Origin of the sequence: Bradyrhizobium sp. (assembly GCF_035484855.1) — a bacterium.
GTDB lineage: Bacteria > Pseudomonadota > Alphaproteobacteria > Rhizobiales > Xanthobacteraceae > Bradyrhizobium.
Map to the genome: position 1 here is coordinate 59,287 of NZ_DATHOP010000154.1, position 21,262 is coordinate 80,548.

At 64.6% G+C, this 21,262-nt stretch carries 25 protein-coding genes, 2 pseudogenes and 1 riboswitch; of the genes and pseudogenes, 12 read left to right on the forward strand and 15 right to left on the reverse strand.

All coding sequences use genetic code 11. From position 1 onward, the window contains the following. Nucleotides 1-12 precede the first annotated feature (12 nt). Nucleotides 13-192: a hypothetical protein gene (locus VK804_RS17135; protein ID WP_325372340.1), complete on the forward strand. Its 180-nt coding sequence runs from the start codon at nt 13-15 to the stop codon at nt 190-192. A 645-nt stretch (nt 193-837) separates the two neighbouring features. On the opposite strand, the gene VK804_RS17140 is transcribed toward VK804_RS17135, so the two are convergent. The 5 genes and pseudogenes from VK804_RS17140 to VK804_RS17160 form a co-directional block, all read right to left on the reverse strand. Next, a complete protein-coding gene (locus VK804_RS17140) occupies nt 838-1,248 on the reverse strand; it encodes a DoxX family protein (protein WP_325372342.1) in 411 nt (136 codons plus the stop codon). A gap of 445 nt (nt 1,249-1,693) precedes the next feature. Next, the gene (locus VK804_RS17145) at nt 1,694-1,984 is read right to left on the reverse strand and encodes a hypothetical protein (protein WP_325372344.1); all 291 of its coding nucleotides are present in this window, start codon (nt 1,982-1,984) and stop codon (nt 1,694-1,696) included. A gap of 629 nt (nt 1,985-2,613) precedes the next feature. After that, nucleotides 2,614-3,525: pseudogene (locus VK804_RS17150) on the reverse strand (division plane positioning ATPase MipZ); the annotation flags it as partial. A 49-nt stretch (nt 3,526-3,574) separates the two neighbouring features. Next, nucleotides 3,575-3,826 carry a hypothetical protein gene (locus VK804_RS17155; protein WP_325372346.1) on the reverse strand — a complete coding sequence of 84 codons (252 nt, stop codon included), beginning with the start codon at nt 3,824-3,826 and terminating at the stop codon, nt 3,575-3,577. A gap of 272 nt (nt 3,827-4,098) precedes the next feature. Then, complete coding sequence (locus VK804_RS17160) at nt 4,099-4,533, reverse strand: PPC domain-containing DNA-binding protein (protein WP_325372348.1); 435 nt, start codon at nt 4,531-4,533, stop codon at nt 4,099-4,101. A gap of 141 nt (nt 4,534-4,674) precedes the next feature. Between VK804_RS17160 and VK804_RS17165 the strand changes: the two genes are divergently transcribed. From VK804_RS17165 to VK804_RS17175, 3 genes are read left to right on the forward strand one after another with little or no spacing between them, the layout of a single operon-like run. After that, nucleotides 4,675-4,851 (forward strand): peptide ABC transporter permease, encoded by a 177-nt coding sequence (locus VK804_RS17165; protein ID WP_325372350.1) that lies wholly within the window; start codon nt 4,675-4,677, stop codon nt 4,849-4,851. 29 nt (nt 4,852-4,880) lie between these two features. Further along, nucleotides 4,881-5,546 carry a phosphatase PAP2 family protein gene (locus VK804_RS17170; RefSeq protein WP_325372352.1) on the forward strand — a complete coding sequence of 222 codons (666 nt, stop codon included), beginning with the start codon at nt 4,881-4,883 and terminating at the stop codon, nt 5,544-5,546. Continuing rightward, nucleotides 5,543-5,824 (forward strand): hypothetical protein, encoded by a 282-nt coding sequence (locus tag VK804_RS17175; RefSeq protein WP_325372354.1) that lies wholly within the window; start codon nt 5,543-5,545, stop codon nt 5,822-5,824. Before VK804_RS17170 ends, VK804_RS17175 begins: the two co-directional genes overlap by 4 nt. A gap of 107 nt (nt 5,825-5,931) precedes the next feature. Here VK804_RS17175 and VK804_RS17180 read toward each other — a convergent pair whose 3' ends face one another. Beyond that, nucleotides 5,932-6,150, reverse strand: coding sequence for a hypothetical protein (locus tag VK804_RS17180; protein ID WP_325372356.1), 219 nt, complete (start codon nt 6,148-6,150; stop codon nt 5,932-5,934). A gap of 210 nt (nt 6,151-6,360) precedes the next feature. On the opposite strand from VK804_RS17180, the gene VK804_RS17185 reads away from it, so the two are divergent. The 4 genes from VK804_RS17185 to VK804_RS17200 all read left to right on the forward strand — a co-directional run bounded on the left by VK804_RS17185 (nt 6,361) and on the right by VK804_RS17200 (nt 9,072). After that, nucleotides 6,361-6,645 carry a hypothetical protein gene (locus VK804_RS17185; RefSeq protein WP_325372358.1) on the forward strand — a complete coding sequence of 95 codons (285 nt, stop codon included), beginning with the start codon at nt 6,361-6,363 and terminating at the stop codon, nt 6,643-6,645. Between the two features lie 306 nt (nt 6,646-6,951). Then, the gene (locus VK804_RS17190) at nt 6,952-7,719 is read left to right on the forward strand and encodes an alpha/beta hydrolase (protein WP_325372360.1); all 768 of its coding nucleotides are present in this window, start codon (nt 6,952-6,954) and stop codon (nt 7,717-7,719) included. Nucleotides 7,720-7,864: 145 nt separating this feature from the next. Next, on the forward strand, nt 7,865-8,647 hold the full coding sequence (locus VK804_RS17195; RefSeq protein ID WP_325372362.1) for a caspase family protein: 783 nt from the start codon (nt 7,865-7,867) through the stop codon (nt 8,645-8,647). Nucleotides 8,648-8,775: 128 nt separating this feature from the next. Further along, nucleotides 8,776-9,072 (forward strand): hypothetical protein, encoded by a 297-nt coding sequence (locus tag VK804_RS17200; protein WP_325372364.1) that lies wholly within the window; start codon nt 8,776-8,778, stop codon nt 9,070-9,072. A gap of 19 nt (nt 9,073-9,091) precedes the next feature. On the opposite strand, the gene bluB is transcribed toward VK804_RS17200, so the two are convergent. Genes bluB through cobT form a run of 6 tightly spaced genes read right to left on the reverse strand, consistent with a single transcriptional unit; the run spans nt 9,092 to nt 13,585 of the window. Further along, entirely contained in the window at nt 9,092-9,805 is a 714-nt protein-coding gene (gene bluB, locus VK804_RS17205) for a 5,6-dimethylbenzimidazole synthase (RefSeq protein ID WP_414642805.1), read from the reverse strand. A gap of 19 nt (nt 9,806-9,824) precedes the next feature. Then, nucleotides 9,825-10,583 carry a precorrin-6A synthase (deacetylating) gene (gene cobF / locus VK804_RS17210; protein WP_325372368.1) on the reverse strand — a complete coding sequence of 253 codons (759 nt, stop codon included), beginning with the start codon at nt 10,581-10,583 and terminating at the stop codon, nt 9,825-9,827. A gap of 35 nt (nt 10,584-10,618) precedes the next feature. Further along, nucleotides 10,619-11,182 (reverse strand): histidine phosphatase family protein, encoded by a 564-nt coding sequence (locus VK804_RS17215; RefSeq protein ID WP_325372370.1) that lies wholly within the window; start codon nt 11,180-11,182, stop codon nt 10,619-10,621. A gap of 10 nt (nt 11,183-11,192) precedes the next feature. Then, nucleotides 11,193-11,957, reverse strand: coding sequence for an adenosylcobinamide-GDP ribazoletransferase (gene cobS / locus VK804_RS17220; protein WP_325372504.1), 765 nt, complete (start codon nt 11,955-11,957; stop codon nt 11,193-11,195). 37 nt (nt 11,958-11,994) lie between these two features. After that, nucleotides 11,995-12,513 carry a bifunctional adenosylcobinamide kinase/adenosylcobinamide-phosphate guanylyltransferase gene (locus VK804_RS17225; protein WP_325372372.1) on the reverse strand — a complete coding sequence of 173 codons (519 nt, stop codon included), beginning with the start codon at nt 12,511-12,513 and terminating at the stop codon, nt 11,995-11,997. Next, the gene (cobT, locus tag VK804_RS17230; protein ID WP_325372374.1) at nt 12,506-13,585 is read right to left on the reverse strand and encodes a nicotinate-nucleotide--dimethylbenzimidazole phosphoribosyltransferase; all 1,080 of its coding nucleotides are present in this window, start codon (nt 13,583-13,585) and stop codon (nt 12,506-12,508) included. The genes VK804_RS17225 and cobT overlap by 8 nt, the downstream gene beginning before the upstream one ends. Nucleotides 13,586-13,832: 247 nt before the next feature. On the opposite strand from cobT, the gene tcuA reads away from it, so the two are divergent. After that, nucleotides 13,833-15,272, forward strand: a complete 1,440-nt coding sequence (tcuA, locus tag VK804_RS17235) for an FAD-dependent tricarballylate dehydrogenase TcuA (protein ID WP_325372376.1) — start codon at nt 13,833-13,835, stop codon at nt 15,270-15,272. Here tcuA and cobD read toward each other — a convergent pair. Then, nucleotides 15,272-16,297 (reverse strand): annotated as a pseudogene (gene cobD, locus VK804_RS17240) (threonine-phosphate decarboxylase CobD); the annotation flags it as partial. The gene tcuA and the pseudogene cobD sit on opposite strands and share 1 nt — an antisense overlap. On the opposite strand from cobD, the gene cbiB reads away from it, so the two are divergent. Continuing rightward, nucleotides 16,248-17,225 (forward strand): adenosylcobinamide-phosphate synthase CbiB, encoded by a 978-nt coding sequence (cbiB, locus tag VK804_RS17245; protein ID WP_325372378.1) that lies wholly within the window; start codon nt 16,248-16,250, stop codon nt 17,223-17,225. The pseudogene cobD and the gene cbiB overlap by 50 nt on opposite strands. A gap of 10 nt (nt 17,226-17,235) precedes the next feature. Here cbiB and VK804_RS17250 read toward each other — a convergent pair whose 3' ends face one another. After that, nucleotides 17,236-18,708 (reverse strand): cobyric acid synthase, encoded by a 1,473-nt coding sequence (locus VK804_RS17250; protein ID WP_325372380.1) that lies wholly within the window; start codon nt 18,706-18,708, stop codon nt 17,236-17,238. Next, on the reverse strand, nt 18,708-19,319 hold the full coding sequence (gene cobO, locus VK804_RS17255; RefSeq protein WP_325372382.1) for a cob(I)yrinic acid a,c-diamide adenosyltransferase: 612 nt from the start codon (nt 19,317-19,319) through the stop codon (nt 18,708-18,710). Before cobO ends, VK804_RS17250 begins: the two co-directional genes overlap by 1 nt. A gap of 115 nt (nt 19,320-19,434) precedes the next feature. Beyond that, nucleotides 19,435-19,654: riboswitch (cobalamin riboswitch) on the forward strand. 181 nt (nt 19,655-19,835) lie between these two features. On the opposite strand from cobO, the gene VK804_RS17260 reads away from it, so the two are divergent. Beyond that, the gene (locus tag VK804_RS17260; protein ID WP_325372506.1) at nt 19,836-20,219 is read left to right on the forward strand and encodes a DUF1636 domain-containing protein; all 384 of its coding nucleotides are present in this window, start codon (nt 19,836-19,838) and stop codon (nt 20,217-20,219) included. Nucleotides 20,220-20,230: 11 nt separating this feature from the next. Beyond that, nucleotides 20,231-21,262 (forward strand): cobalamin biosynthesis protein CobW, encoded by a 1,032-nt coding sequence (gene cobW / locus VK804_RS17265; protein WP_325372384.1) that lies wholly within the window; start codon nt 20,231-20,233, stop codon nt 21,260-21,262.

The window sequence follows — 21,262 nt, forward strand, 5'->3', positions numbered from 1 at the left end:
AGGGGGTGCGCGATGCTTTCGGCTTTGATTGGTGTTTTGATTATCGTCGTCATCGGCGCCATCTGTTTTTGGGCGATCGACAAGTTTGCCGCTGATCGTCGCCTGGCGCAGCTGCTCAAGCTGCTGGTGGTGCTGATCTGCATCGCGGCTATCCTGCAGAGAGTTCTGCCGCTGCTCGGCGTTTACATATAGTATTACGTTGCCAGTAACGCAGCAGCACGACAGTTGACTCTAGCGTCGCCGCACCCCTCATTTCCGGGGCTGTCTTGCCGCGAAGAAGTAGATCAGTCCATACGCAGGTACGAAATATGACAGGACTGCATGAACGACGGCGCCGTTCCTGGCGCCTCGAATAATCCCCAAAATCGGGCTCGCGCCCATGGCGATGACCATGGCCATTATGACCCAATGCCAAATCGAAAATGACCCCATGGTAACCGACCTTCGCCCGCATCCTGCGCGCGTTTCATCTTTCCATTACTTTGTCGATCAACGTGGCGAGAAAGTTCACTGTTGTTTCGAATTTACAACGCTGCCTGCCTATTCCCGGAAGCAGAGGCAACTCGCCAATTGCGGTGACGGAATTACGGTCTGGTGCGCTCAATTCGGAAAGTCGACAATCGCGGAGCGCGGCGCAACGACAGTTGAGTGCGCTCACGCTAATTCCTTTGAATTTTTCTCACCTCGCCTCGCCAACCCCGAGCCGTTTCGCTATATCGGACCCGCCGCCCCCGCCTCGTCAGCGTCTCACAACTTCGGTGAGCGTGACCCGGCAGTGATGTCGGGTTATCGCGGGGGCGGTTCCATCTCCAGGGGCCGCCATTGCGGGAAGAACTCTCACCATCCCAACAGGGCATCGATCGAATATTTTCCCGCGCCCGTGATGCAAAGCAGCAGAAAGCCTCCCACGATACTGAGGTTCTTGTAGAAGCTTTCCAGGCTGTCGACTTTTTTCGCACCCGTCATTGTCCAATAGTGATGCGCAATGAGCGCCGTTCCCAGCGTGTACAAAGCCATCAGCGCGCTTGCAGGACGCGTGAACGCTCCGATGGCGACCGCGAACGCAACCGGAAGCTCCATGAAGATCGCGACCGCACTAGCCGGTACCGGAAGGTGAGCGCCGTCCTGCACCATGCGAGCAACCGTGCCGGAATAGTCCGTCAGTTTTCTCCAGCCGAAAATCAAATACAGTGCCGCGAGAAAAAGGCGTGCCGCGAGAATGACTCCGTCGCTAATGCCGTTTTCCATGAAGCTCACCCCGCGCTTTCCCGAAAGCGACCCTTGCCGGATCGCCCGGCGCCGCGCCGATCATTGCACGCCGTGCTCGCCGCCCCGGAAAAGAATACATCCCGTCGCGATCGCAAGAAACACTAACGTTTCCGCGGATCGCCGGACATTTCGCTGGCAGGCCTTGATGGAGGTGGCGAGAGCACTCCTGCCCCATTCGATTGCTGGCCGCGCTCACGCAGATGTTAATGGCAGTGGCGGATCGCAAACCTACATCAAAATCATGCCGGGCCGCCCCCGGCATAAGTCCCCGACTGAAACGGCCCCGGCGTCCCCCGGCTGGGGCCGTTTCTTTGCCGCTGATCGGGGGTGCTCGGGGTCTCGCGAGCAGGCGGCAAGGTTGCCTGCTACCGCTGATAAAAGAGCAAGGCTTCGTGGCGCTGCGCTCAAGCGCGCATGTGGATCACTACTGGATGGTTTCGTGAACGTCGGAAATGCGCGTTTCCGGAGCGTCCATGATTTCCGTGACAACGTTATACGACACGTCGATCGCACCCGGCTTTTCCGGATCGGTCCTGACGGACTTCACGTGCAACGTCGCGCGCACCAACCGACCATCGCTCAGCGAGATCTCGGTGACGCCGTGACGGATACCGGAAACCTTCATTTCGGGACGGCGCCCGATCTGAAACGAAAACGGTCGGACATATCCGAGGTGCATGACATCTGCTCTTTTCTTGCGCCCACGCTTTTTCAATGCCGGCGCTTGCCGGTTGGTTCCATTGACGGGGCCAATCAGACGCGAGCGCGAAAACCCGCGCTCGCCTCAGCTTTCACGAGACCGCGCTCTGTCACATAAGCGCGAGAACGACGACCCCCATCGCTACCAGGGCTGACACGCCAGAGACGGTCACGCCGAGATAAATACCGCCGATGGCGGGACTCTCCGATTGGAGCTTGATTTGACTGCCGCGCATCGCGCATCCCTTGCAGTTACCCTGTTCCCATAGACGTGACGCGGGAAAGGCGATTCCGTTCCACTGAAATGCACGAAAAGCCCTGAGCCGAAGGCGTGCGCGCCCATGAGGCGGATTGGAACCCAACGGTTCGCGCCCAAGGCGCGGTCCGCGCGCGCTCGGCGCCCCCGGCGGTTCGCGGGGTGCTACAGCCGCCGGATGGTCCGATGTCACCAGCGGACCGCCCTCAGCGTAGTTCTGAGCGGTAAAGCCCCCGGCGGCTGCAGCAAAGAGATCTATAAGCCGATTCCTGGCGACCGTCTCGGACGGCCGGTAGGCGGTTGGAGCCCGCCGCGCCATATCAATCCGCGGAATGCGCGTCATGGTGTGCGGCGACCCGTAGACTACTGGCAGGGAACGCGGCCGGCTCGCCGAAGATGTCGTGGATTTCGAGCGGCTTGTCGACCTGTCTGGACCATTCGGCCCGGTTGGCGGCGCGCCTGCGACCGCGTTCATCGACCGGCAGTTTCAGCTGCTGCAACAGGCTCATCACTTCCCTGCGCGCGGTCACCTGGTCCGGGCTCGGACGGGTGCCGATCCCTGCGGCGTCGAGATTGTCGAGCGCGGTCAGCCCGCGCGGAAAGAACTCGCGGTAGACGTCGCGTTCGGCCAGACCGTCGACCGGGCGGAAGCCGAGCCGGAACGACAGCGCATTGAGGCCCTCGGCGACCAGCTGCTTGTTGCGCGAGGCGATCGTCGAAAGCCGGTTGCGGACCACGATCCAGTCGGTGGTGGCGCCGTCGAACCGGCGGCGCTGACGCCTGGTATCGCGCACCATGTCGGCATAATGGCTTGCGCCGGTCACGGAATAGGTCGCGGCGTCCACGGTGCCGAGCACGTCGAAATCGAGGAAAGAGTCGTTGATCGGCGTCACCAGCGTATCGGCCATCGCGTGCGCCAGCCGCATCAGATAGCTATCCGATCCCGGGGTATCGATGACGATGAAATCGAAGCTACGTTCGACCGCGCCGACGGCGTCCATGAATTGCCGGGACTCGGAATTCTCGTTGTCGGCGATCTGCATGGTCTTCCCGTAGGCGATGCGGGAGTGCGCGGGGATCTCGAGATCGAGGCCGGTGCGGCGCGCCCAGGCACGCCGGTTGTTGATGTAACGGGTGAAGGTTTGCTGACGGCAATCCAGGTCGATGGTGGCGACGCGCTGGCCGGATTTCATCAAGGCAACGGCGATATGCATGGCGGCGGTGGATTTTCCCGATCCGCCCTTCTCGCCGCCGAGCACGACGACATGGGCTGAGCCGGATCGATTGGAATGCATCAACATCGTTTGCCGTTCCAGAACCTACTGGCTGCCGCAATGCGCCGCCCGCCGGTTATCGGATGGGTTGGGCCGTGTCGCGACGGCCTATATGCGCCGGCGACAGTCCGGCTTCGGAATCGAGCCATGACCATGCCCGATGCCTGGCACGCCATTCCGAGCCGGGGCCGCGCATGTCGTGAACTCCGGGCCGGTAGCTGTCGCGTACGTCCAGGATCAGGTTGCGAACGACGCCGGCGAAATCTGAGGCCTGCTCCGCCGTTTTGCGGGCAAAGCCCGAGAACACGGTCGCATCTGCGATTCTCATTGGTGGACTCCTCGGATTGTCTCGCCGCCCGACACATCGGGCCGGTACACCCTGAGCATAATCAAGGAAAAACGGCGCGCTATTGCACGGAGGTTGATCCGCACGTTACGTTCGGTTGCGAAGAGCATACCTAGGTTTAGGTCCGTGGTTTAGGGTCCCGCGCCGGGCGGCGCCTATCCTGGACTCCGGCGGATATTTTGCCTGCCCCGGAAGCGCGACCTGCCCTACGGGCCGCCAAGTCGGGGAAAGCAGCCTGTCTCTCCTGCTCGGAGCTATGGATCGATCAGCGCGAGACCGAGTTCGGGCCGTTTCCTGCGGCGCAAATGTGCCGCGGTCTCCACAATGGTGACTTCAAGCGTCGGACGCACGGTCCCCTCCAGCAGGTGCCCGCCTCGTACCGAGCCGTCGCTGAGGCCGAGCACGGCGTGAAGGTGCAGGCTGGCCTTGCCATCGTCGCCTTGCGCAAGATCGCCGATCAGGCTCAGAACCTCGCATTGCTCGCTGACCGGAATCGGCTTGTAGCGTTTTGCTTCGAGGTCGAACCAGCCGACCTTGGCGCGTTCGAACGCGCCGATCGCCGTGACCGAGGCGCCGGTTATGCTTTCCCGGTCCGCAAATTTGGTGATGCTCCGGAAGGCTTCCTCCCCAGGCTCGAGGATCAGCACGAAGGTCCGCTCCTGGCCCTCGACGACGACTTTGGATTTCATTCGACTTGTCCCTGTGACGGCCACGCCGGCAATTCATGCATTTGGAAAATGCCGAGCGGGCGGTCGGGTTCCACAGCCGGTTCTCTATTGATGGAACGATCGCCCGCCGTTGCGCTTTGATTGCAATTGGAGAGGTGTCCCATGGCCAGAGAAACCCCTACCGAGCGCGCGCTGTCGCCCGATGTCCCTTATCCCGCCGAAAAGGCCCGAGGCGGTGAGATCATCTTGAATACGCCCGGCCGCCGCGCCGTCTTCATCGCCGGACTCGCGGGCGCAGTTCTGCTGGTGATTGTCTTGGGCTTGCTGGCGGGAAGGTAACGACTTCGAGGAGACGGAGATGTTTTGAAATGGCGCCGATCAAGGTTCGCCCAGCCTCCGCCGACGTAGCGATCGCCGATGCCATCGCAGCGCATACCGGGCGCCAACCCGAGCGGGCTGCGGAAGTGCTCACCTGGGGCGCGGACGAACATTTGCTGGGCGCCTTGGCCGGCGCATGGTGGATCTATTGCCGAAACAAGGACCCCGGCCGGCGCCTCGCAAGCGACCATATCCTGCTGACGACGATTGTTGCATCCGCGTTGCCCCATCTGTTGAAAATGATGTTCGATCAGGAGCGGCCGGACCGAACCACCGTGCGCGGCCATTGGCGGGGCATCCCGTTTTCGGGAAAACGGCTCGATTCATTCCCCTCCGGGCATGCCGTGCACATCGGGGCATTGGCGTCGGCCGCCAGCGTGCTTCCGGCGAAACAGCGGAGCCTGGTATGGGGCGTCGGCGCGGCATTGGTGCTGACCCGCATCGTGCTGCTGGCGCATTGGGCAAGCGACGTCGCCGCCGGCCTCGCCGTTGGCGCCGTCACCGAGCGATTGTTGCGACATCTGACCGGTTACGGTATCCGTTCGAAAACGGATGGCGCGAAAACACCTGAACTCTTGCGCAAGAGTGTTTGGCACTGGCGCATGCCGAACCCGGACTTACATTCGCATCGAGGGGCGTCAGGAGGCTCGGCATGAAAAGGCTCTCCGTTGTTTGCATCGTGCTTTGCGTTGGCGTTTGCGCCCCGGCGGCATTTGCCCGGGGCGGCGGCATGGGATCGCATCACGCATCCGTCACCGGAGGCGCTTCCGGTACCAGCCCCGCCGCGCCCGGCACCAACTCGCTCGGCACGGCGCTTTCGTCATCCGGCACAGGCGCCCCCATGAAGGGACCGCTGCTTGGCACCAATCCTGCCATCGACCACGAGGAAGCGCAGGTCGACAAGTCGATACGCTCGATCTGCCGGGGATGTTGAAGAGGCCGCGCGCGGGGTTGGAAACGATCCCTTGATTCTGCCGTGATGTGGTGGCGCGCTCGCATGGCGCGCCGGCCGCGACGGACATTCGCCGACCCGCGCTGGAGCTACTTCGTCGATGCGTGGTCGGGCTTGATGTAAGGACCGGTCTGAATTCGGCGAATCACGGTCGCAAAATCCTCTTCGAAACTGACGAGATGTTCGCGGCCAAATAGAATGGCCGAGCCGGTGCCCTGCCCCGGTTGGACCATCAGGATTTCGTCGAGGTTCACCAGGACCTCGCGCGTGGGCGGACCGGGTCTTTTCAAGACGATGAAGACGGCCATTCTGGCCTCCCGTTGAATCGAAGACGGCACTTTAGCTCACTGGCGTATTAGCGAAACGCGATCCGTCCTTCAACCAGCTGTTGCATCGATTGCACCATGCCGGATGCCCTCCCGATTAACACTGAATTTAGTGGTGTCGGCGGCTTGCGGACCTACCTCAGCTTCAAGCCCAGCTGAGGTAGCCGTCACGCCTATCCGAGGGAGTCTCGCATGAAAATGCTTTCCGCACTATGCGTCGTGCTTTGCGTTGGTCTTTCGACCGGCGCCGTGTTGGCCCGGGGCGGCGGCATGGGATCGTCTCATATGTCCATCACCGGCGGCGCGTTTGGCAGCAGCGCCGCGGCGCCAGGCACCAACTCGTTGGGCACGGCACTTTCGTCATCCGGCGTCGGCAATGGCCCCATCAAAGGGCCGCTGCTTGGCACCAGTCCTGCCATCGACCGTGAAGAAGCGAAGGTCGACAAGGCGATGGGGTCCATTTGCCGGGGCTGTTGATTGGCGAGCCCGGACGATGGGCTGCCACCACGCTCCGAACCGCCCCCGGAAACCGAGTCTTTGGCGTCACTCACAATATCAGCAGCCGCCCGCACCGCGCTCGTCCCACGAAAATCACGACCCCGTGACACCCGTAACAATGTGCCGCGTCCCGAGAATATATGGATGCCCGAACGGCTCCGGCGAACGGCCATCACGGAGCGATCGATGACGATGTTGCGACCGCTCACCAATGTTACAGGCGTTCTCATATCCAAGTGGCCCACTCAGACCTGACCAACTCCAACTGAAAGCACGAGGCACCCGATGAATCGACGCACATTCGTCAGCATGATGGCTGCGGGGGCGGCAGGCTCTCTTATCCAGGGCACCAAGGTCGCTGCCCAGCCGGTGCCGGCGGCCCGAAACGTCGTTCTGGTGCACGGGCTTTTCGCCGACGGGTCATCCTGGTCGGAGGTGATACCGCGGTTGCAGGCCGCGGGGCTCAATGTCACGGCCGTGCAAAACCCCCTGACGACGCTGCCTGAGGCGGTAGCCTCGGCGGAGCGCGTGCTCGCGCGGCAGGATGGTCCGACGGTGCTGGTCGGGCATTCCTTCTCTGGAATGATCGTCACAGAGGCCGGCATGCATCCGAACGTGTCGGCTCTTGTCTATGTCGCGGCGCGGGCACCGGATGCGGACGAGGATTACGCGGCATTGGCCAAGACATTTCCGACGCCACCGGCGTCCGCGGGCATTGTGTTCGATGGCGACGAGGGACGTCTCAGCGAGGCCGCCTTCCTGCACGATTTCGCAGGCGACCTGCCGGAAGCGAAGGCGAAGGTCCTCTATGCGGTCCAGGAGCCGTTCCACAAGGCTCTGCTCACGGGCAAGACCACGCATGCGGCATGGCGGTCGAAGCCGAGCTTCTATGCCGTTTCGACCGAAGACCGGACCATCAATCCCGATCTCGAACGCTTCATGGCCAAGCGCATGGGGGCCAAGACCATCGAAGTGAAGGCGAGCCACCTGTCCTTGATATCGCAGCCCGAGGTGATCGCAAAACTGATCCTGGAGGCGGCCGGGAAGACCTGAACGCAAAGCCTTGATATCCGTGCTCCCGGCCAAAGGCCAGGACGACAAAAATAGAAACGATGAATTTACATTGTTTCTATTTTCGGCTGAGCAGCGCCGAGCCATCTTCTCAAGAGGAGGGGTTCGTCGGTGAACGGAGGCCACAATGAGAATGACGGTCCGGAGGACACTACTACTGGTCGCGGTCGCAGTCCTGTTGCTCTCAACCGGCCTTGGCAACGCAATGCGGCTGCAGAAGCTTCATCACCGGCCCCTGCGCGCGCCCGTCTGGTCCGGTGAACCCGCGCCTATCGATACCGATCGGCTGGCTCTCGTGATTGGCAATTCAAACTATCCCGATGCCGACTTTCCAATTCCCCAAATGACCCGCGATGCGGAGGGTTTGGCAAATGCTGTTCGCAAGCAGGGTTTCCTGGTGGAGGCCGTTGACAATGCGACGCGCTCCGACATGACGCGCGCAATCGATCGACTGATGGCAAGAGTACATTCGAACTCGACTGTGCTGGTCTATTTCGGCGGTTATGGCGTTCAGTCTGACGGTCAAAATTATCTGATCCCGGTCGATGCGAAAATCTGGAATGAAGATGATGTCCGTCGAGAGGGCGTGAACATTGACCGCCTCCTCTCGAGACTCAGGACCGCCGGAGCACGCGTCCGGCTCGTCGTCATTGAAGCCTCACGCCGCAATCCCTATGAGCGACGGTTCAGGGCTTACTCGCACGGACTTGCACCCATTCAAGCGAGTGAGAACATGCTCGTCCTCAGTTCGGCGGCGCCTGGCCAAGTCGTCGATAACTCGGACGAACCACATAGTCAGCTGATGGCCGCTGTTCTTGCGCAGATGAACTCTTCGAAAGGGATCGAGCAGGTCTTCAAGAACACGGGGAACGTGGTGGCGGCGGCAATGCAGGGCCGACCCTCGCCCTAAGCGGCAGCGAGCGCGATATTCGCCCGCGATGCCTCCTGGCAACGGCGGGCGTCTTCCGCGATCTTTGCCTGCCGGCGGTAAAGCCAGTATAACTTTCCCCACCCGGACGGCATCGAGGGACCATTCGCATGAGGATTATCTGCGCCGCGGCTGTCATCGCGATACTGGCAGGCCCGGCCTATGGCCAAAGCAAGGTGCCTACAACCCTGGAAGAAATGATGGGCTCGCGAAAGACGCCCGATCAGATCGAGAAGGAACAGGCCGCCGACAAGGCCTACAAGGAATCACTCAAGAAGATACCGGACGCTAAACCAGCCGATCCCTGGGGCAATGCGCGCGGCGCGGACGCACCGAAGACCGTGGCAAAGGCGCCTGCGGCGAAGAAGCCAGCGGCGAAAACCGGCAGCGCGGCGGCGCAGCAATAGCACGGGCGCCCTGCCCGTGTCAGAGGTAGCCGAGAAGCGGGTCTGACGTATCGCGTGCCTGCCAGCGATCGATCCACACCACCTCGGACAATGGCATCCGCGGCAGCCAGCCCGCGGTTTCCAGCTCCGGCTTCTGATAAAAATGCGCGACATAGCCGACACAGAGATAGGCGATGATCTGGATCGACGGCGGGATGCCCAGCGCGCTGCGCAAATCATCCGGCCTGATGATGCTGACCCAGCCGACGCCGATATTTTCCACCCGCGCGGCGAGCCAGAGGTTTTGCACCGCGCAGACCGCGCTGTAGAGATCCATCTCGGCCTGATGGGTCCGCCCGAGCACGACCGGTCCGGTGCGGCTGCGGTCGCAGGTGATGCAGATCCCGACCGGCGCCTCGACGATGCCTTCCAGCTTGAGCCGGCGATAGGTTTTCTGTTTCTCGTCCTCGAACATGCCGGCGGCTTCCAGGTTCGCCGTCTCAAAGGCATCCCGCACCCTCTGCTTCACCGCGGCGTCTCTCACGACGATGAAATCCCAGGGCTGCATGAAGCCGACCGAGGGTGCGTGGTGAGCGGCATTGAGAATGCGCGCCAGCACGGCATCGGGAACCGGGTCCGGCAGAAATTGTCCGCGCACGTCGCGGCGGTTGAAGATGCATTTGTAGACCGCGTCACGCTCGCCGGCGGAAAACCCGGAATCGGTCTGAATGGTGTTGGGTTCCATCGTCTTCACTTTCGTAGGCCCCGCGGGTTCATGATGGCCCGGCCTTGCGCAGCAAATAGGTGTCCATGATCCAGCCGTGCTTTTCGCGCGCGTCCCGGCGCACGGTTTTGATCTCTTCGCCGACATCGGCGAGCTTGCCCGACAGCAGGATTTCGTCTTCGGTGCCGAGATAGGCGCCCCAGAAAATCTCCAGATCCGGTTCGCTCAGGCCTGCAAAGGCCTGCGCGCCGTCGAGCAATACCACCACGCTGCCTGCTCCGCTGGGAAAACCATCGGCGAGCTTGCGCCCGGTGGTCAACAGCACGCTTTCGCCGATCTCGTTGAGGGCGATGCGGTGCCTTGCCGCCAGCACCTGTATGCTGCTGATCCCGGGGATGACCTCGATCTCCAGCGCGAGCCCTTTGGCGCGTACCCGTTCGATGATCCGCAGCGTGCTGTCGTAGATCGCAGGATCGCCCCACACCAGAATGCCGCCGATTTCGTCGTCCGCAAGCTCCTGCTCGAACAGCCGGCTATAGATGGCGGCGAGGCGGCCGTGCCATTCGTCGACGCCGGCGAGATAGTCGCCTCCGGCTGCGCGCTGCGGGATATCGACGTCGATCATCCGGTAACAGGTATTTTCGATGAAGCGCCGGCATATCCCGGTGCGCAAATCGCGCAACGCAGCCTTCTCGCTCCCCTTGTCGGGAATGAAGAAGACGTCGACCTGGTTCAGCGCCTTGATCGCCTGGATCGTCATCTGATCGGGATCGCCGACGCCGATGCCGATCACGAATATCTTTCGCATCCGTCCCTCCGGACTCTGTTGCATCCACGCGGCGTTCAAGTGTTGACGCAGATCACGCGCCAGCCGCCCGCCAGCCGGTCGATCCGGGTCAACGATAGCGGATCGATGACGCAACGCAGCGCCTGTTCCGGCGCCATTTCCAGCGCAATCGCAAGGGCGGCCCGCACGGTTCCGGAATGCACGACCAGCACGACGTCGCCCGGAGGCAGCATCGAAAACCCATCGCGGACGCGGACGACCTGGTCTGCAAAACTTTCGCCGCCGGGCGGCCTGCCGTTCGCCGGGGCGCGCCAGAACTCATGATAGGTCGCGCCAAGTTCGCGCGCGAGATCGTCATGACGGCGTCCGGTCCACTCGCCAAAATCCTGCTCGCTGAAGTTTGGCTCGGGTTTTGGCCGCAGTCCCAGCGCCGCCGCCGTCTCAAGGGTCCGCCGGCAGGGGCTGGCGAAGTGCGCTGCCTCAGCCGGCAATTTCGCCCGCAAGGCGGCGAATGCAGCGGCATCGCCGGTGTCGGCGGGCGCATCGTTACAGTGGATCACGCCTTGGGAGCCGGCGACCGGCGCATGCCGGATCAGCCACAGACGATTGACCTCGCTCATGGCGATGTCCTCACGACAGCCGGGCGGCGAGCATGACGAGTACAGCGGTTTCCCCGATCTGCTCGGCCGCGCCGAACACGTCGCCGGTCACGCCGCCGATCTGCCGCCACGCCAGCAGGGCGATGGCCGCTGCACCCGCAGCCGTGACCGCGATCGCCAGCAATGCCGCCTTCGCCGGCAGACACAGCAATGCGATCGCGGCGGCGACGATGACCGCCGCGACGACGCTTGCCGTCTCCGGCTGTCCCGCCGATGCGCCGAGGCCGTCGTCGCGGGCGAGCGGCATGTTGGCTGCGAGCACGGGAATGGCCGCACGCGCGAGCGCGTGCGCCACCACGAGGGTAGGTACGATCGCGGCCAGGGGCAAACTCGCCAGCGCCGACAATCTTGCGGCGAAGCTGACCAGCAAGACCAGCGCACCATAGGTGCCGAGCCGGCTGTCGCGCATGATCGCAAGCTTCGCAGCCCGATCACGGCCTCCGCCAAATCCGTCGCCGACATCGGCGAGGCCATCCTCGTGCATCGCGCCAGTCAAGGCCGCGCTGGCGCCAAGCGCCAACGCCGCCGCGGCGAGTGATGGAATGCCGATCCCGAGCAAAGCGCGATCGATGAGTCCTATGCAGAGGCCGATCAGCGCGCCGACCAGTGGGAACGCGCGTTGCGCGCGCGCCAAGCCTTGCGGCAGCGCGTCATCCGGTTGGGGCACCGGCAGGCGCGTCAACAGGCCGGCCGCGAGGCGAAGATCGTCGAGCCAGCCCTTGAAGTACGCGACCATCGCCAATTGAGTTTCGCGCTCCATCATATCGTGCCGATCATTTCAGCCGAACCCCGCAGCCCGCAACCATCAGCCAGGCTTCCGAGGCCCGCGCCGCCGTGCGCTGGCCGAGCAGACCGAGCAGATCGCGAAACCGGCGCAATTTTCGGCCCATCGGTACTTCGCCCCAGCCAATCTCGTCGCCGACGACGACGACCGGATACGCCGCCACGCAAAACCCGTCCAGCTGGCGCTCCCACGCGGCCATCAGGTCAGCATCGTCCTGATCGAGGCGATCAGACAGCCACAGCACGAGACTGTCGATGACCGCGCCTGACGGTGCCGGCCGCAAATCGGCGAGCCCCTGCACGATATCGGTCGGAGCTTCCAGCGTCCGCCACACCAAAGGGCGCTCGGCGCGATGGCGCCGCAGCCGCTCCACCATTTCGGCATCATCGGCGTCAGGCCGATAGGTCGCGACGAACACCACGTGGTCGCCCCAGGCGCGTGCGATCTCGACCGCGCGGCGGCTCTTGCCGCTGCGGGTCGGTCCGGTAAGGAAAATCAGCTCAGCCATGCCCGCGATCCGCTGGCTGCAACGTTCCGGCCAGCACGTCCGAAAGGTCGGCCATCTCGGTCAGGATCCCAGCCGCCGCCCGCAACAGCGGCACCGCCATCACGGCGCCGGTGCCCTCGCCGAGCCGCAGCCCGAGGTCGAGATAGGGTTTTGCGTCGAGAGCCTTGAGCAGCAAGGTGTGACCGCGCTCGGCGGAACGATGCGAAAACACGCAATAGCCGCGCGCCGCGGGTTCCAGCCGTACCGCGACCAGCGCCGCCGCGGTTGCGATAAAACCGTCGATGATCACAGGACGGCGGCGCCGCGCACTGCCGAGCACCGCGCCCGCCATCATCGCAATTTCGTAGCCGCCGAATTCCGCCAGCACCTCCAGCGGCGACGTCGCAGCGCTGCGCGCGGCCGCTTTTTCCGCCACCGCGAGCTTGCGCGCGACGCCTGCGGCATCGAGGCCGGCGCCGGCGCCGATGCAATCGGCGAGCGGCGCCGGTGCCAGCCGGTGCATCAGCAGGGCCGCCGACGTCGTATTGCCGATGCCCATTTCGCCGATCGCCACGATGTCGGTGCCGGCATCGATCGCGGTATCAACGATCTCGGCGCCTCGCGTCAGGCAATCGCCGACCTCCTCGGCGGTGAGCGCGGATTCGCGCATGGCGTTGCGACTGCCGCGTCGTATCTTGGCGTCGATCAATTCGGGATGCGCGGCGATCTCCGCATCGACGCCGGCATCGACCACCCACACATCCACCCCAGAGGCTCTCGCAAGCGCGTTGACGCCGGCGCGTCCGGCCAGATAAGTCGCGACCATCGCGCGGGTGACGCTCGATGGATAGAGCGAAACACCCTCCGCGGTAAGCCCGTGGTCGGCGGCGAAGACAAAGACGGCCGCACGCTCCGTGCGCGGCGGCAGCGGGTGCCAAATCAGGCCGAGCTCGACCGCAAGACCTTCCAGTCGGCCGAGCGAACCGAGCGGCTTGGCCTTGCCGTCGATGCGGGCGCGGAATTGCACTTCGAGCGATCGATCGAGCGGTTCGATCCGGCTGGCAGTCAATCCGGCTGATGCTTTGGCTTGCATTTGGCTTGGCTCAACAAAGAAGGACGAAACAGCACGCGCCGACGCCGTGGCGTCGGTCCTGCAGATTGCGGACGACGCTATGGCGATGCACGCTCCCACGCAAGCGCAGACGGATGGCCAATCGTCGGGCATGCCCAGCCGGCTCGCACGGTTGACAATGCGCTTGCCCCCTTCCTATTGAGTCCGGCGATTTGGTTGCAGTGAAGAGGGGACGTGGGTTGCGGAACCTGAATTGCCGAATGCGATCATGAGCGAAGCGATCACCTCGCCGACGCTCGACGTGCTGGTGGTCGGCGGCGGCAGCGCCGCGCTGTGCGCCGCAATCGCCGCGCGGCGCAACGGCGCCTCGGTTCGGATGATCGAATCGGCGCCGGCCGCGCTGCGCGGCGGCAATAGCCGTCACGCGCGGAATTTCCGCCTGATGCACGATCGTCCCGAATGGTACGTGCCCGACAGCTATGGCGAGGACGCCTTCTTCAGGGATCTGCAGCGCGTCACAAAGAGCGCAACCGACGAGCGGCTGGCGCGCATGCTGATCCGCGGCTCCGCCACGATAGCACAATGGCTCGGCGACAACGGCGTACGCCTGCAGGATCCGACCAGCGGCCTGATGAGCTACTCGCGGCGCACGGCCTTCTTCCTCGGCGGCGGCAAGGCCATGATCAACGCGCTCTATGCCACCGCGGCGAAACTCGGCGTGACGATGGGCTATGACAGCGAACTGACAAAACTTGCGTACGGCGCTGATCGCAATTGCGAAGCCGCGATCGCGCATGGTGGCGGCATCGAACGCGTCGTGGCAAAGACGATCGTGCTGTGCTCCGGCGGTCACCAAGCCAATCTCGACTGGCTGCGCGAAAGTTTTGGCGCCGCCGCCGACGGTTTTATGGTTCGCGGAACGCCCTATGACACGGGTTCGGTCTTGCGCCTGTTGCTCGATGCCGGCGCAAAACCGGTCGGCGACCCCGCGCGCTGTCACATGGTGGCGGTCGACGCCAGGGGGCCGAAATTCGACGGCGGCATCGTCACCCGCATCACCGCGATCCCCTACGGCATCGTCGTCGACCGACATAGTCGGCGATTTCACGACGAGGGCGAGGACGCCCGCAAGACGCATTTTGCCAGGTGGGGCGCGCGCATCGCCGGCTGTCCGGGACAAATCGCTTACCTGATCCTGGATGCGAAAGGGTTTGGCCGTGCTCTGCCGACAGCATTGCCGCCGATCCGGGCCGACACCGTCGCCGCGCTTGCAACCATGCTCGGGCTCGATCCGATGGCGCTGGAAACGACGATTGGGGATTTCAATGCCGCCGCTGGTGCTGTCGGGGATCTGCCACCGAACGAGCGTCGTACCACCGGGCTGACCCCGCCGAAATCGCGCGGCGCGGTCCCGCTCAGCGAGCCGCCGTTCGCCGCCTATCCCTTGCGGCCGGGCATCACATTCACGCATTTCGGCGTCGCGGTCGACGAACATCTGCGCGTGGTCGGCAACGACGGCAGGCCCGCGCCAAGCGTATTCGCAGCCGGCATGATCATGGCGGCGAATGTGCTTGGAGAGGGCTATCTCGCGGGCCTCGGCGTCACGCTCTCGGCCGTGTTCGGGCGCATCGCCGGCGAGGAGGCCGCGCGGCAGGCTGCCTCAAACCGCAGCCAGGCGGCCGCATCCGCCGGCAGTCCGAAACGGTAGTGCCGCGGTGCCGCGGCAAAGCCCCGGATCAAAATCCCGGCACGGGCGAAATGGTCGAGCAGATCAATGCCGTTGGCGCTCTCGAACATAGCGAACAGATCGGTGCCGCCGAGCAGCCGGCATCCCGCATCCATGAGGATGCGGTCGAGCCGCCTTCGATCGGCCGCTAGGCGCGTCCGCGTCGCGGCGATCCATGCCGCATCCTGCAGCGCCAAGGTTGCGATCTCGCAGGCAGGACCCGACACCGGCCAGTCGCCGAGCAAACGGCGCCAGGCCGACGCCTCGGGCTCGCAGGCGATCACGAAGCCGACGCGCAGGCCGGCGAGACCGAAAAACTTGCCGAGCGAGCGCAGCACCACGACGCCAACAGGCAGTTCCGGCAGCGCCAGCAACGACAGATCGGGCCGCACGTCCGCAAAGGCTTCATCGACAATCAACCGCCGTCCGCTCGCCGTCCAGGCTCGTGCGAAAGAAGCCAGATCGGTGCGCGCAATCGCGCGGCCATCCGGATTGTTGGGATTGACCACGACCAGCGTCTGAAGGTCGCTGATTTCAGGGTCCGGCAGCGCGGCAAGCTCATGCACCTCGGCGCCCGCATCGTGCCAGGTCGCCGCGTGCGAACCGTAGGTCGGGGCGAGAATACCGACACGGCGATGGCCGGCCATGCGCGGCATCAGGCGGATCGCAAGCTCGGTTCCGGACACCGGCACGATCGCGGCATTCGATGGACATGAGTAGGCAGCCGCGGCCGCGTCAGTCATGGCAGCTATTTCGCTCGCCAAAGGCAAGCGCTGATAGCGCGCGAGCGGGATTGGCGGCACCGGCCAGGCGACGGGATTGATCCCGGTCGACAGGTCGATCCACGGCTGGGGCGTTTTCGGATAGAGCTGCGCCGCGGTATCGATTCGGCCGCCGTGAATGCGCAAGCCCGCTGCCATCTTCCCGATCTCGTCCTGCGAGTGCATGCTGCCATCCATGTTCGATCCGTCCGGCCGCGTCCTGATCCTGATCCTCGCCTTCGGCATCGAAGCCGTGCTGGCCTATCCCGAGGCGGCATTTCGCGCAATCGGTCATCCGGTGTCGTGGATCGGCGCGCTGATCGCCGCACTCGATTCCGGGCTCAACAAGCCGGTGTATTCCCCTGCCCTGCGCCGCGTCGGCGGCGTGGCGACCGTGCTGCTGCTGCTCGCCGGCAGCGTCGCGACCGGCGTTGCGCTCGAAAAGGTCGCGCGCGCTATTCCGTATCTCGGATCAGCGATTCCCATTCTGGCCGCAGCCGCGCTGATCGCCTTCGGTAATCTCGACCGGCATGTCCGCGCGGTCGCAACCGCCCTCCGAACGGACGGTTTGGACGGCGGACGGCGCAGCGTCGCCAAAATCGTCGGCCGCGATCCTGATACGCTTGATGAGCCCGCGATCTGCCGCGCCGCGATCGAGAGCCTTGCGGAGAACGCCTCCGACGGCGTGACCGCGCCGGCGCTGTGGTATCTCGCCGGCGGTTTGCCCGGCATGATCGCCTACAAGGCGATCAACACGGCCGACAGCATGATCGGTCATCTCTCCGAGCGCCACCGCGCCTTTGGCTGGGCGGCGGCAAGGCTCGACGACCTCGTCAACCTGCCGGCGTCGCGGCTGACCGGGCTGATGTTCATCGCCGCCGCGGCAATGGTGCCGGGCGCCTCGGCATCGTCGGCATGGCGGGCCTATTGGCGCGACGCGCGGCTGCATCGCTCGCCCAATGCCGGCTGGCCGGAAGCGGCAATGGCCGGCGCGCTCGGCCTGCGGCTGGCTGGCCCGCGCGTCTATGACGGCATCGTGGTCGACGACCACTGGATGGGCGACGGCCGAGCGGAGGCGACGGCTACGGATATCGATCGGGCGCTGGTGATCTACCGCACAGCCTTCACCGGGACGCTATTGATCGTCGCCGCGATCGGCTTCTTGATCGCCTGAACGCAAGCAATCAGCGCGCGAGGCTGAGCAGTTTGTCGATATCGAGATGCTCAGCGAGATGGGCGGCCAGCGCATCGAGGGTTTGCTCGACCAGTTCCTCATAGGCGAGCGAACTTTTGGGCGCGCCGAGCCGGGCGAGCCAGGCCGCGCGCTGCGCATCGCCGGCGAAGAACCCGTGCAGATACGCGCCGGCGATGCGGCCATCGACCGAGACCGCGCCATCAGGTCGGCCGTCATCGAGCCGCAGCAGCGGGCGCTCTGCGCCGGCGCCGGTGGTCCGACCCATATGCATTTCATAACCGGTCACCGCGACATTGTCGGTGACGGTGTGGCCCTTGACCGCGACCAGCGACTTGTCGCCGGTGAGGTCCGTGGAAACCTCGAGCAGGCCCAGTCCATCGGCCGACCCCGGCGGCCCCTCGATGCCTTGGGGATCAGCGATGCTTTGGCCGAGCATCTGATAACCGCCGCACAATCCCAGCACGCGCCCGCCGCGGCGGGCGTATGCGATGATGTCCGCGTCCCAGCCGCAGGCGCGCAGCGCCGCCAGATCGGCAATCGTCGCCTTCGAGCCGGGCAGGATGATGAGATCGGTGTCAACAGGAAGCGCCGCGCCATTGCGCAACAGCACCAGATCGACGCCTAGCTCCAGCCGCAGCGGATCAAGATCGTCGAAATTGGCGATGTGTGGCAGCACCGGCACGACGATGCGGACGCGACGCCCGGCGGTATCGGGCACGGGCGCCGGCCCGGCTCCAAGCCCAACAACATCCTCGGCCGGCAGCCGATGCGCGTCGCGAAAATGCGGCACCAGCCCGAGCGGCGCCCAGCCAGTGCGCTCGGCCACGAACGTCATGCCCGTTGCAAACAAGGTGGGATCGCCGCGCATCTTGTTGACAATAAAGCCCACGATCAGTTTGCCGTCCTCGGGATCAATCACCGCCTGGGTGCCGCACAGGCTTGCGATCACCCCGCCGCGGTCGATGTCGCCGATCAGCACCACCGGTGCGTCGGCGGCGCGCGCAAACCCCATATTGGCGATGTCGTTGGCGCGCAGATTGACCTCCGACGCCGAGCCCGCGCCCTCGACCAGCACGATGTCGCATTGCGCGCGAATTCTTGCAAAACTATTGAGCACGTAGGGCATCAGCTCCGCCTTGCGGGACTGATATTCGCGCGCGCGGGCGTTGCCGAACACGCGTCCCTGCACCACGATCTGCGAACCAACATCGCTTTGCGGCTTCAGCAGCACCGGATTCATGTCGACCGATGGCGCAACCCGCGCGGCGCGCGCCTGCAACGCCTGGGCGCGGCCGATCTCGCCGCCGTCCTCGGTGACGGCCGCGTTGTTCGACATGTTCTGCGGCTTGAAGGGACGCACGGCGAGGCCGCGACTGGTCAGCAGGCGGCACAAGCCCGCGACGATCAGCGATTTGCCGACGTCGGAGCCGGTGCCCTGGAACATGAGCCTCCGCGCGGTCATCAGAACTCGATGCCGGCCTGGGTCTTCACGCCGGCTGCAAAATGATGCTTCACCGCACCCATCTCGGTGACGAGATCGGCCGCCTCGATCAGCGCCGGCTTGGCGTTGCGGCCGGTGACGATCACATGCAGCCCGTCACGCCGCGCGGTCAGCCGCGCCACCACTTCATCGAGCGGCAGATAGTCGTAACGAAGCGCGATGTTGAGTTCGTCGAGCACGACGAGGCGGATGGCCGGATCGTCCATCAGGCCCAGCGCGATGCCCCAGGCGCGCTGGCAGGCGGCGATGTCGCGCGCCTTGTCCTGGGTCTCCCACGTAAACCCCTCGCCGGCGGTGTGCCAGACCACGCGGTCGCCGAACGATTCGAGCGCGGCCTGCTCGCCGGTCGCCCTGCCCTTGATGAACTGCACCACGCCGACCCGCCAGCCATGACCGAGCGCCCGAAGCGCAAGGCCGAAGGCCGCCGTCGACTTGCCCTTGCCGGGGCCGGTGTTGACCATCAGCAGGCCTTTTTCGATCGACTTCGACGCCTCTTCGGCGTCCTGGACCTGCTTGCGCTTGACCATCTTGGCGCGATGGCGCTCGGCTTCGTCGGTGTCGGTCGGGCTCATGGTGTCCTGCAGTGTGGTTCCACGCTGGCGCCGACAGGACCACAGGGAGGCCGTCCCGGCAACCTGCCCGCGCTCTATCAGCCGCAAGGGTTGACTCCACCGGCTTTCCGGCTGATTGAATCGGATAGCCGATGGTGTCCAGTCTTCGGACCGGACTAAGAGGGAATACCGGGCGCGGCAAATTTCGGGACGTTCCCGGATTGGCGCGAAGCCGGAGCTGCCCCCGCAACTGTGAGCGGAAAGCCTGCACCTGATGCCACTGGGTCGTTGACCCGGGAAGGTGGTGCCGGCGTTGACCCGTGAGCCAGGAAACCTGCCGTCGCCTGCCCTATTCGCCATTCCGGACGGGGCGTCCCGGAGTGAGGAGGTTGGTCGAACGGAGTGCAGGTCCGTTCGCCGCTTGTCTAGTCGCCGCCCTTCGGCGGCTTCTATCCGTTGACGGACTTCAAAGTGGACCAATCTGCGCTCGACCCGCCTCGCGACGAGGCCATTGTTGCATCCGAAGCTCCATCCGACATCGCGGTGACCATGCATGTCTGCGTCACCTGTCGTGGCCAGGATGTTGGCGGTGAAGACCGCGAAACCGCGCCGCGCGCCGGCCGCAGGCTGCATGACGCGCTGGCCGACGCGCAGCGCCGCGAGGGCGGCCCGCCCCGCTTTCGCATCGTCGAGGTCGAGTGCCTCTCCAACTGCAATCGCGGTTGCAGCGTCGCCCTCAGCGGACCGGGGCGCTGGACTTACGTTTATGGCGATCTCAGCCCGGCCCTGGTCGACGAGCTGCTCGCCGGCGCCGCGCGTTATGCGGTCACCGCTGACGGACTGGTGCCATGGCGGGAACGTCCGACGATCTTCCGCAAGGGCGTGATCGCGCGCATCCCGCCAGCCCCGAAGCCGGTTTAGGAAAAATTCTCATGTCGATCGAAAAAGTCCCCGTCACCATCATCACCGGCTTCCTCGGCGCGGGAAAGACCACGCTGGTGCGCCATCTGATGCAGAATCCGCAAGGGCGCCGGCTCGCGATCCTGGTCAACGAGTTCGGCGACCTCGGCATCGACGGCGAAATCCTGAAAAGTTGCGCCGACGCCAATTGCCCCGAGGATGCCATCGTCGAGCTCACCAATGGCTGCCTGTGCTGCACGGTCGCCGACGATTTCATTCCAACCATCGCGGCGCTGCTAGCGCGGCCGCAGCCGCCCGAGCACATCCTGATCGAAACCTCGGGGCTCGCGCTGCCAAAACCGCTGCTGAAGGCCTTCGAATGGCCAGACCTGCGATCGCGCATCACGGTCGACGGCGTGATTGCGGTTGCGGACGCCGAGGCGGTTGCCGATGGGCGCTTCGCGCCCGATCTCGCGGCCATCGCGCGGCAGCGGCTTGCCGACAGCAGCATCGATCACGACACCCCGCTCGGCGAAGTGTTCGAGGATCAGGTCGCCTGCGCCGACATCGTCATCCTCAACAAGGCCGACCTCGTCACTCCCGACCGTCTCGCGCAGGCGCGAAAGACCGTGCTGGCCGAGGCGCCGCGCAACATTCCAGTGCTGGACGTTATCGAAGGCCGCGTCGATCCGCGCGTCGTGCTCGGCCTCGGTGCGGCGGCAGAAAACGATCTCGACGCGCGGCCGAGCCATCACGAGGATCACGACGCCCATGATCACGACGATTTCGAGACCATCGTGGTGACGCTGCCATCAGACGCCAATGCCGAGACGATTGTGGCAAGGATGGAGATGATCGCGCGCGACCACAGCGTCTTGCGCGCCAAGGGTTATGTCGCCATCGCGGGGAAACCGATGCGATTGTTGGTGCAGGGCGTCGGCACCCGCGTGCGCGCGCAGTTCGACCGGCCTTGGCGCGCCGACGAAGAACGCATCTCGCGGATCGTCGTGATCGGCGAACGCGGCATCGATCATGGCGCGATCACCGCTGTGCTGACGGGGTGA

Excerpts from the sequence above, each read along its gene's own strand:
- VK804_RS17160 (WP_325372348.1), bottom strand. The coding sequence starts at position 4,533 with ATGAAATCCAAAGTCGTCGTCGAGGGCCAGGAGCGGACCTTCGTGCTG.
- cobT (WP_325372374.1), bottom strand. The coding sequence starts at position 13,585 with ATGCAAGCCAAAGCATCAGCCGGATTGACTGCCAGCCGGATCGAACCG.
- VK804_RS17180 (WP_325372356.1), bottom strand. The coding sequence starts at position 6,150 with ATGGCCGTCTTCATCGTCTTGAAAAGACCCGGTCCGCCCACGCGCGAG.
- VK804_RS17140 (WP_325372342.1), bottom strand. The coding sequence starts at position 1,248 with ATGGAAAACGGCATTAGCGACGGAGTCATTCTCGCGGCACGCCTTTTT.
- VK804_RS17165 (WP_325372350.1), top strand. The coding sequence starts at position 4,675 with ATGGCCAGAGAAACCCCTACCGAGCGCGCGCTGTCGCCCGATGTCCCT.
- VK804_RS17250 (WP_325372380.1), bottom strand. The coding sequence starts at position 18,708 with ATGACCGCGCGGAGGCTCATGTTCCAGGGCACCGGCTCCGACGTCGGC.
- VK804_RS17195 (WP_325372362.1), top strand. The coding sequence starts at position 7,865 with ATGAGAATGACGGTCCGGAGGACACTACTACTGGTCGCGGTCGCAGTC.
- cobF (WP_325372368.1), bottom strand. The coding sequence starts at position 10,583 with ATGCGAAAGATATTCGTGATCGGCATCGGCGTCGGCGATCCCGATCAG.
- VK804_RS17225 (WP_325372372.1), bottom strand. The coding sequence starts at position 12,513 with ATGGCTGAGCTGATTTTCCTTACCGGACCGACCCGCAGCGGCAAGAGC.
- VK804_RS17190 (WP_325372360.1), top strand. The coding sequence starts at position 6,952 with ATGAATCGACGCACATTCGTCAGCATGATGGCTGCGGGGGCGGCAGGC.
- cobO (WP_325372382.1), bottom strand. The coding sequence starts at position 19,319 with ATGAGCCCGACCGACACCGACGAAGCCGAGCGCCATCGCGCCAAGATG.
- cobS (WP_325372504.1), bottom strand. The coding sequence starts at position 11,957 with ATGGTCGCGTACTTCAAGGGCTGGCTCGACGATCTTCGCCTCGCGGCC.
- VK804_RS17135 (WP_325372340.1), top strand. The coding sequence starts at position 13 with ATGCTTTCGGCTTTGATTGGTGTTTTGATTATCGTCGTCATCGGCGCC.
- VK804_RS17170 (WP_325372352.1), top strand. The coding sequence starts at position 4,881 with ATGGCGCCGATCAAGGTTCGCCCAGCCTCCGCCGACGTAGCGATCGCC.
- cbiB (WP_325372378.1), top strand. The coding sequence starts at position 16,248 with ATGTTCGATCCGTCCGGCCGCGTCCTGATCCTGATCCTCGCCTTCGGC.
- cobW (WP_325372384.1), top strand. The coding sequence starts at position 20,231 with ATGTCGATCGAAAAAGTCCCCGTCACCATCATCACCGGCTTCCTCGGC.
- VK804_RS17175 (WP_325372354.1), top strand. The coding sequence starts at position 5,543 with ATGAAAAGGCTCTCCGTTGTTTGCATCGTGCTTTGCGTTGGCGTTTGC.
- VK804_RS17185 (WP_325372358.1), top strand. The coding sequence starts at position 6,361 with ATGAAAATGCTTTCCGCACTATGCGTCGTGCTTTGCGTTGGTCTTTCG.
- VK804_RS17155 (WP_325372346.1), bottom strand. The coding sequence starts at position 3,826 with ATGAGAATCGCAGATGCGACCGTGTTCTCGGGCTTTGCCCGCAAAACG.
- VK804_RS17200 (WP_325372364.1), top strand. The coding sequence starts at position 8,776 with ATGAGGATTATCTGCGCCGCGGCTGTCATCGCGATACTGGCAGGCCCG.
- tcuA (WP_325372376.1), top strand. The coding sequence starts at position 13,833 with ATGAGCGAAGCGATCACCTCGCCGACGCTCGACGTGCTGGTGGTCGGC.
- VK804_RS17215 (WP_325372370.1), bottom strand. The coding sequence starts at position 11,182 with ATGAGCGAGGTCAATCGTCTGTGGCTGATCCGGCATGCGCCGGTCGCC.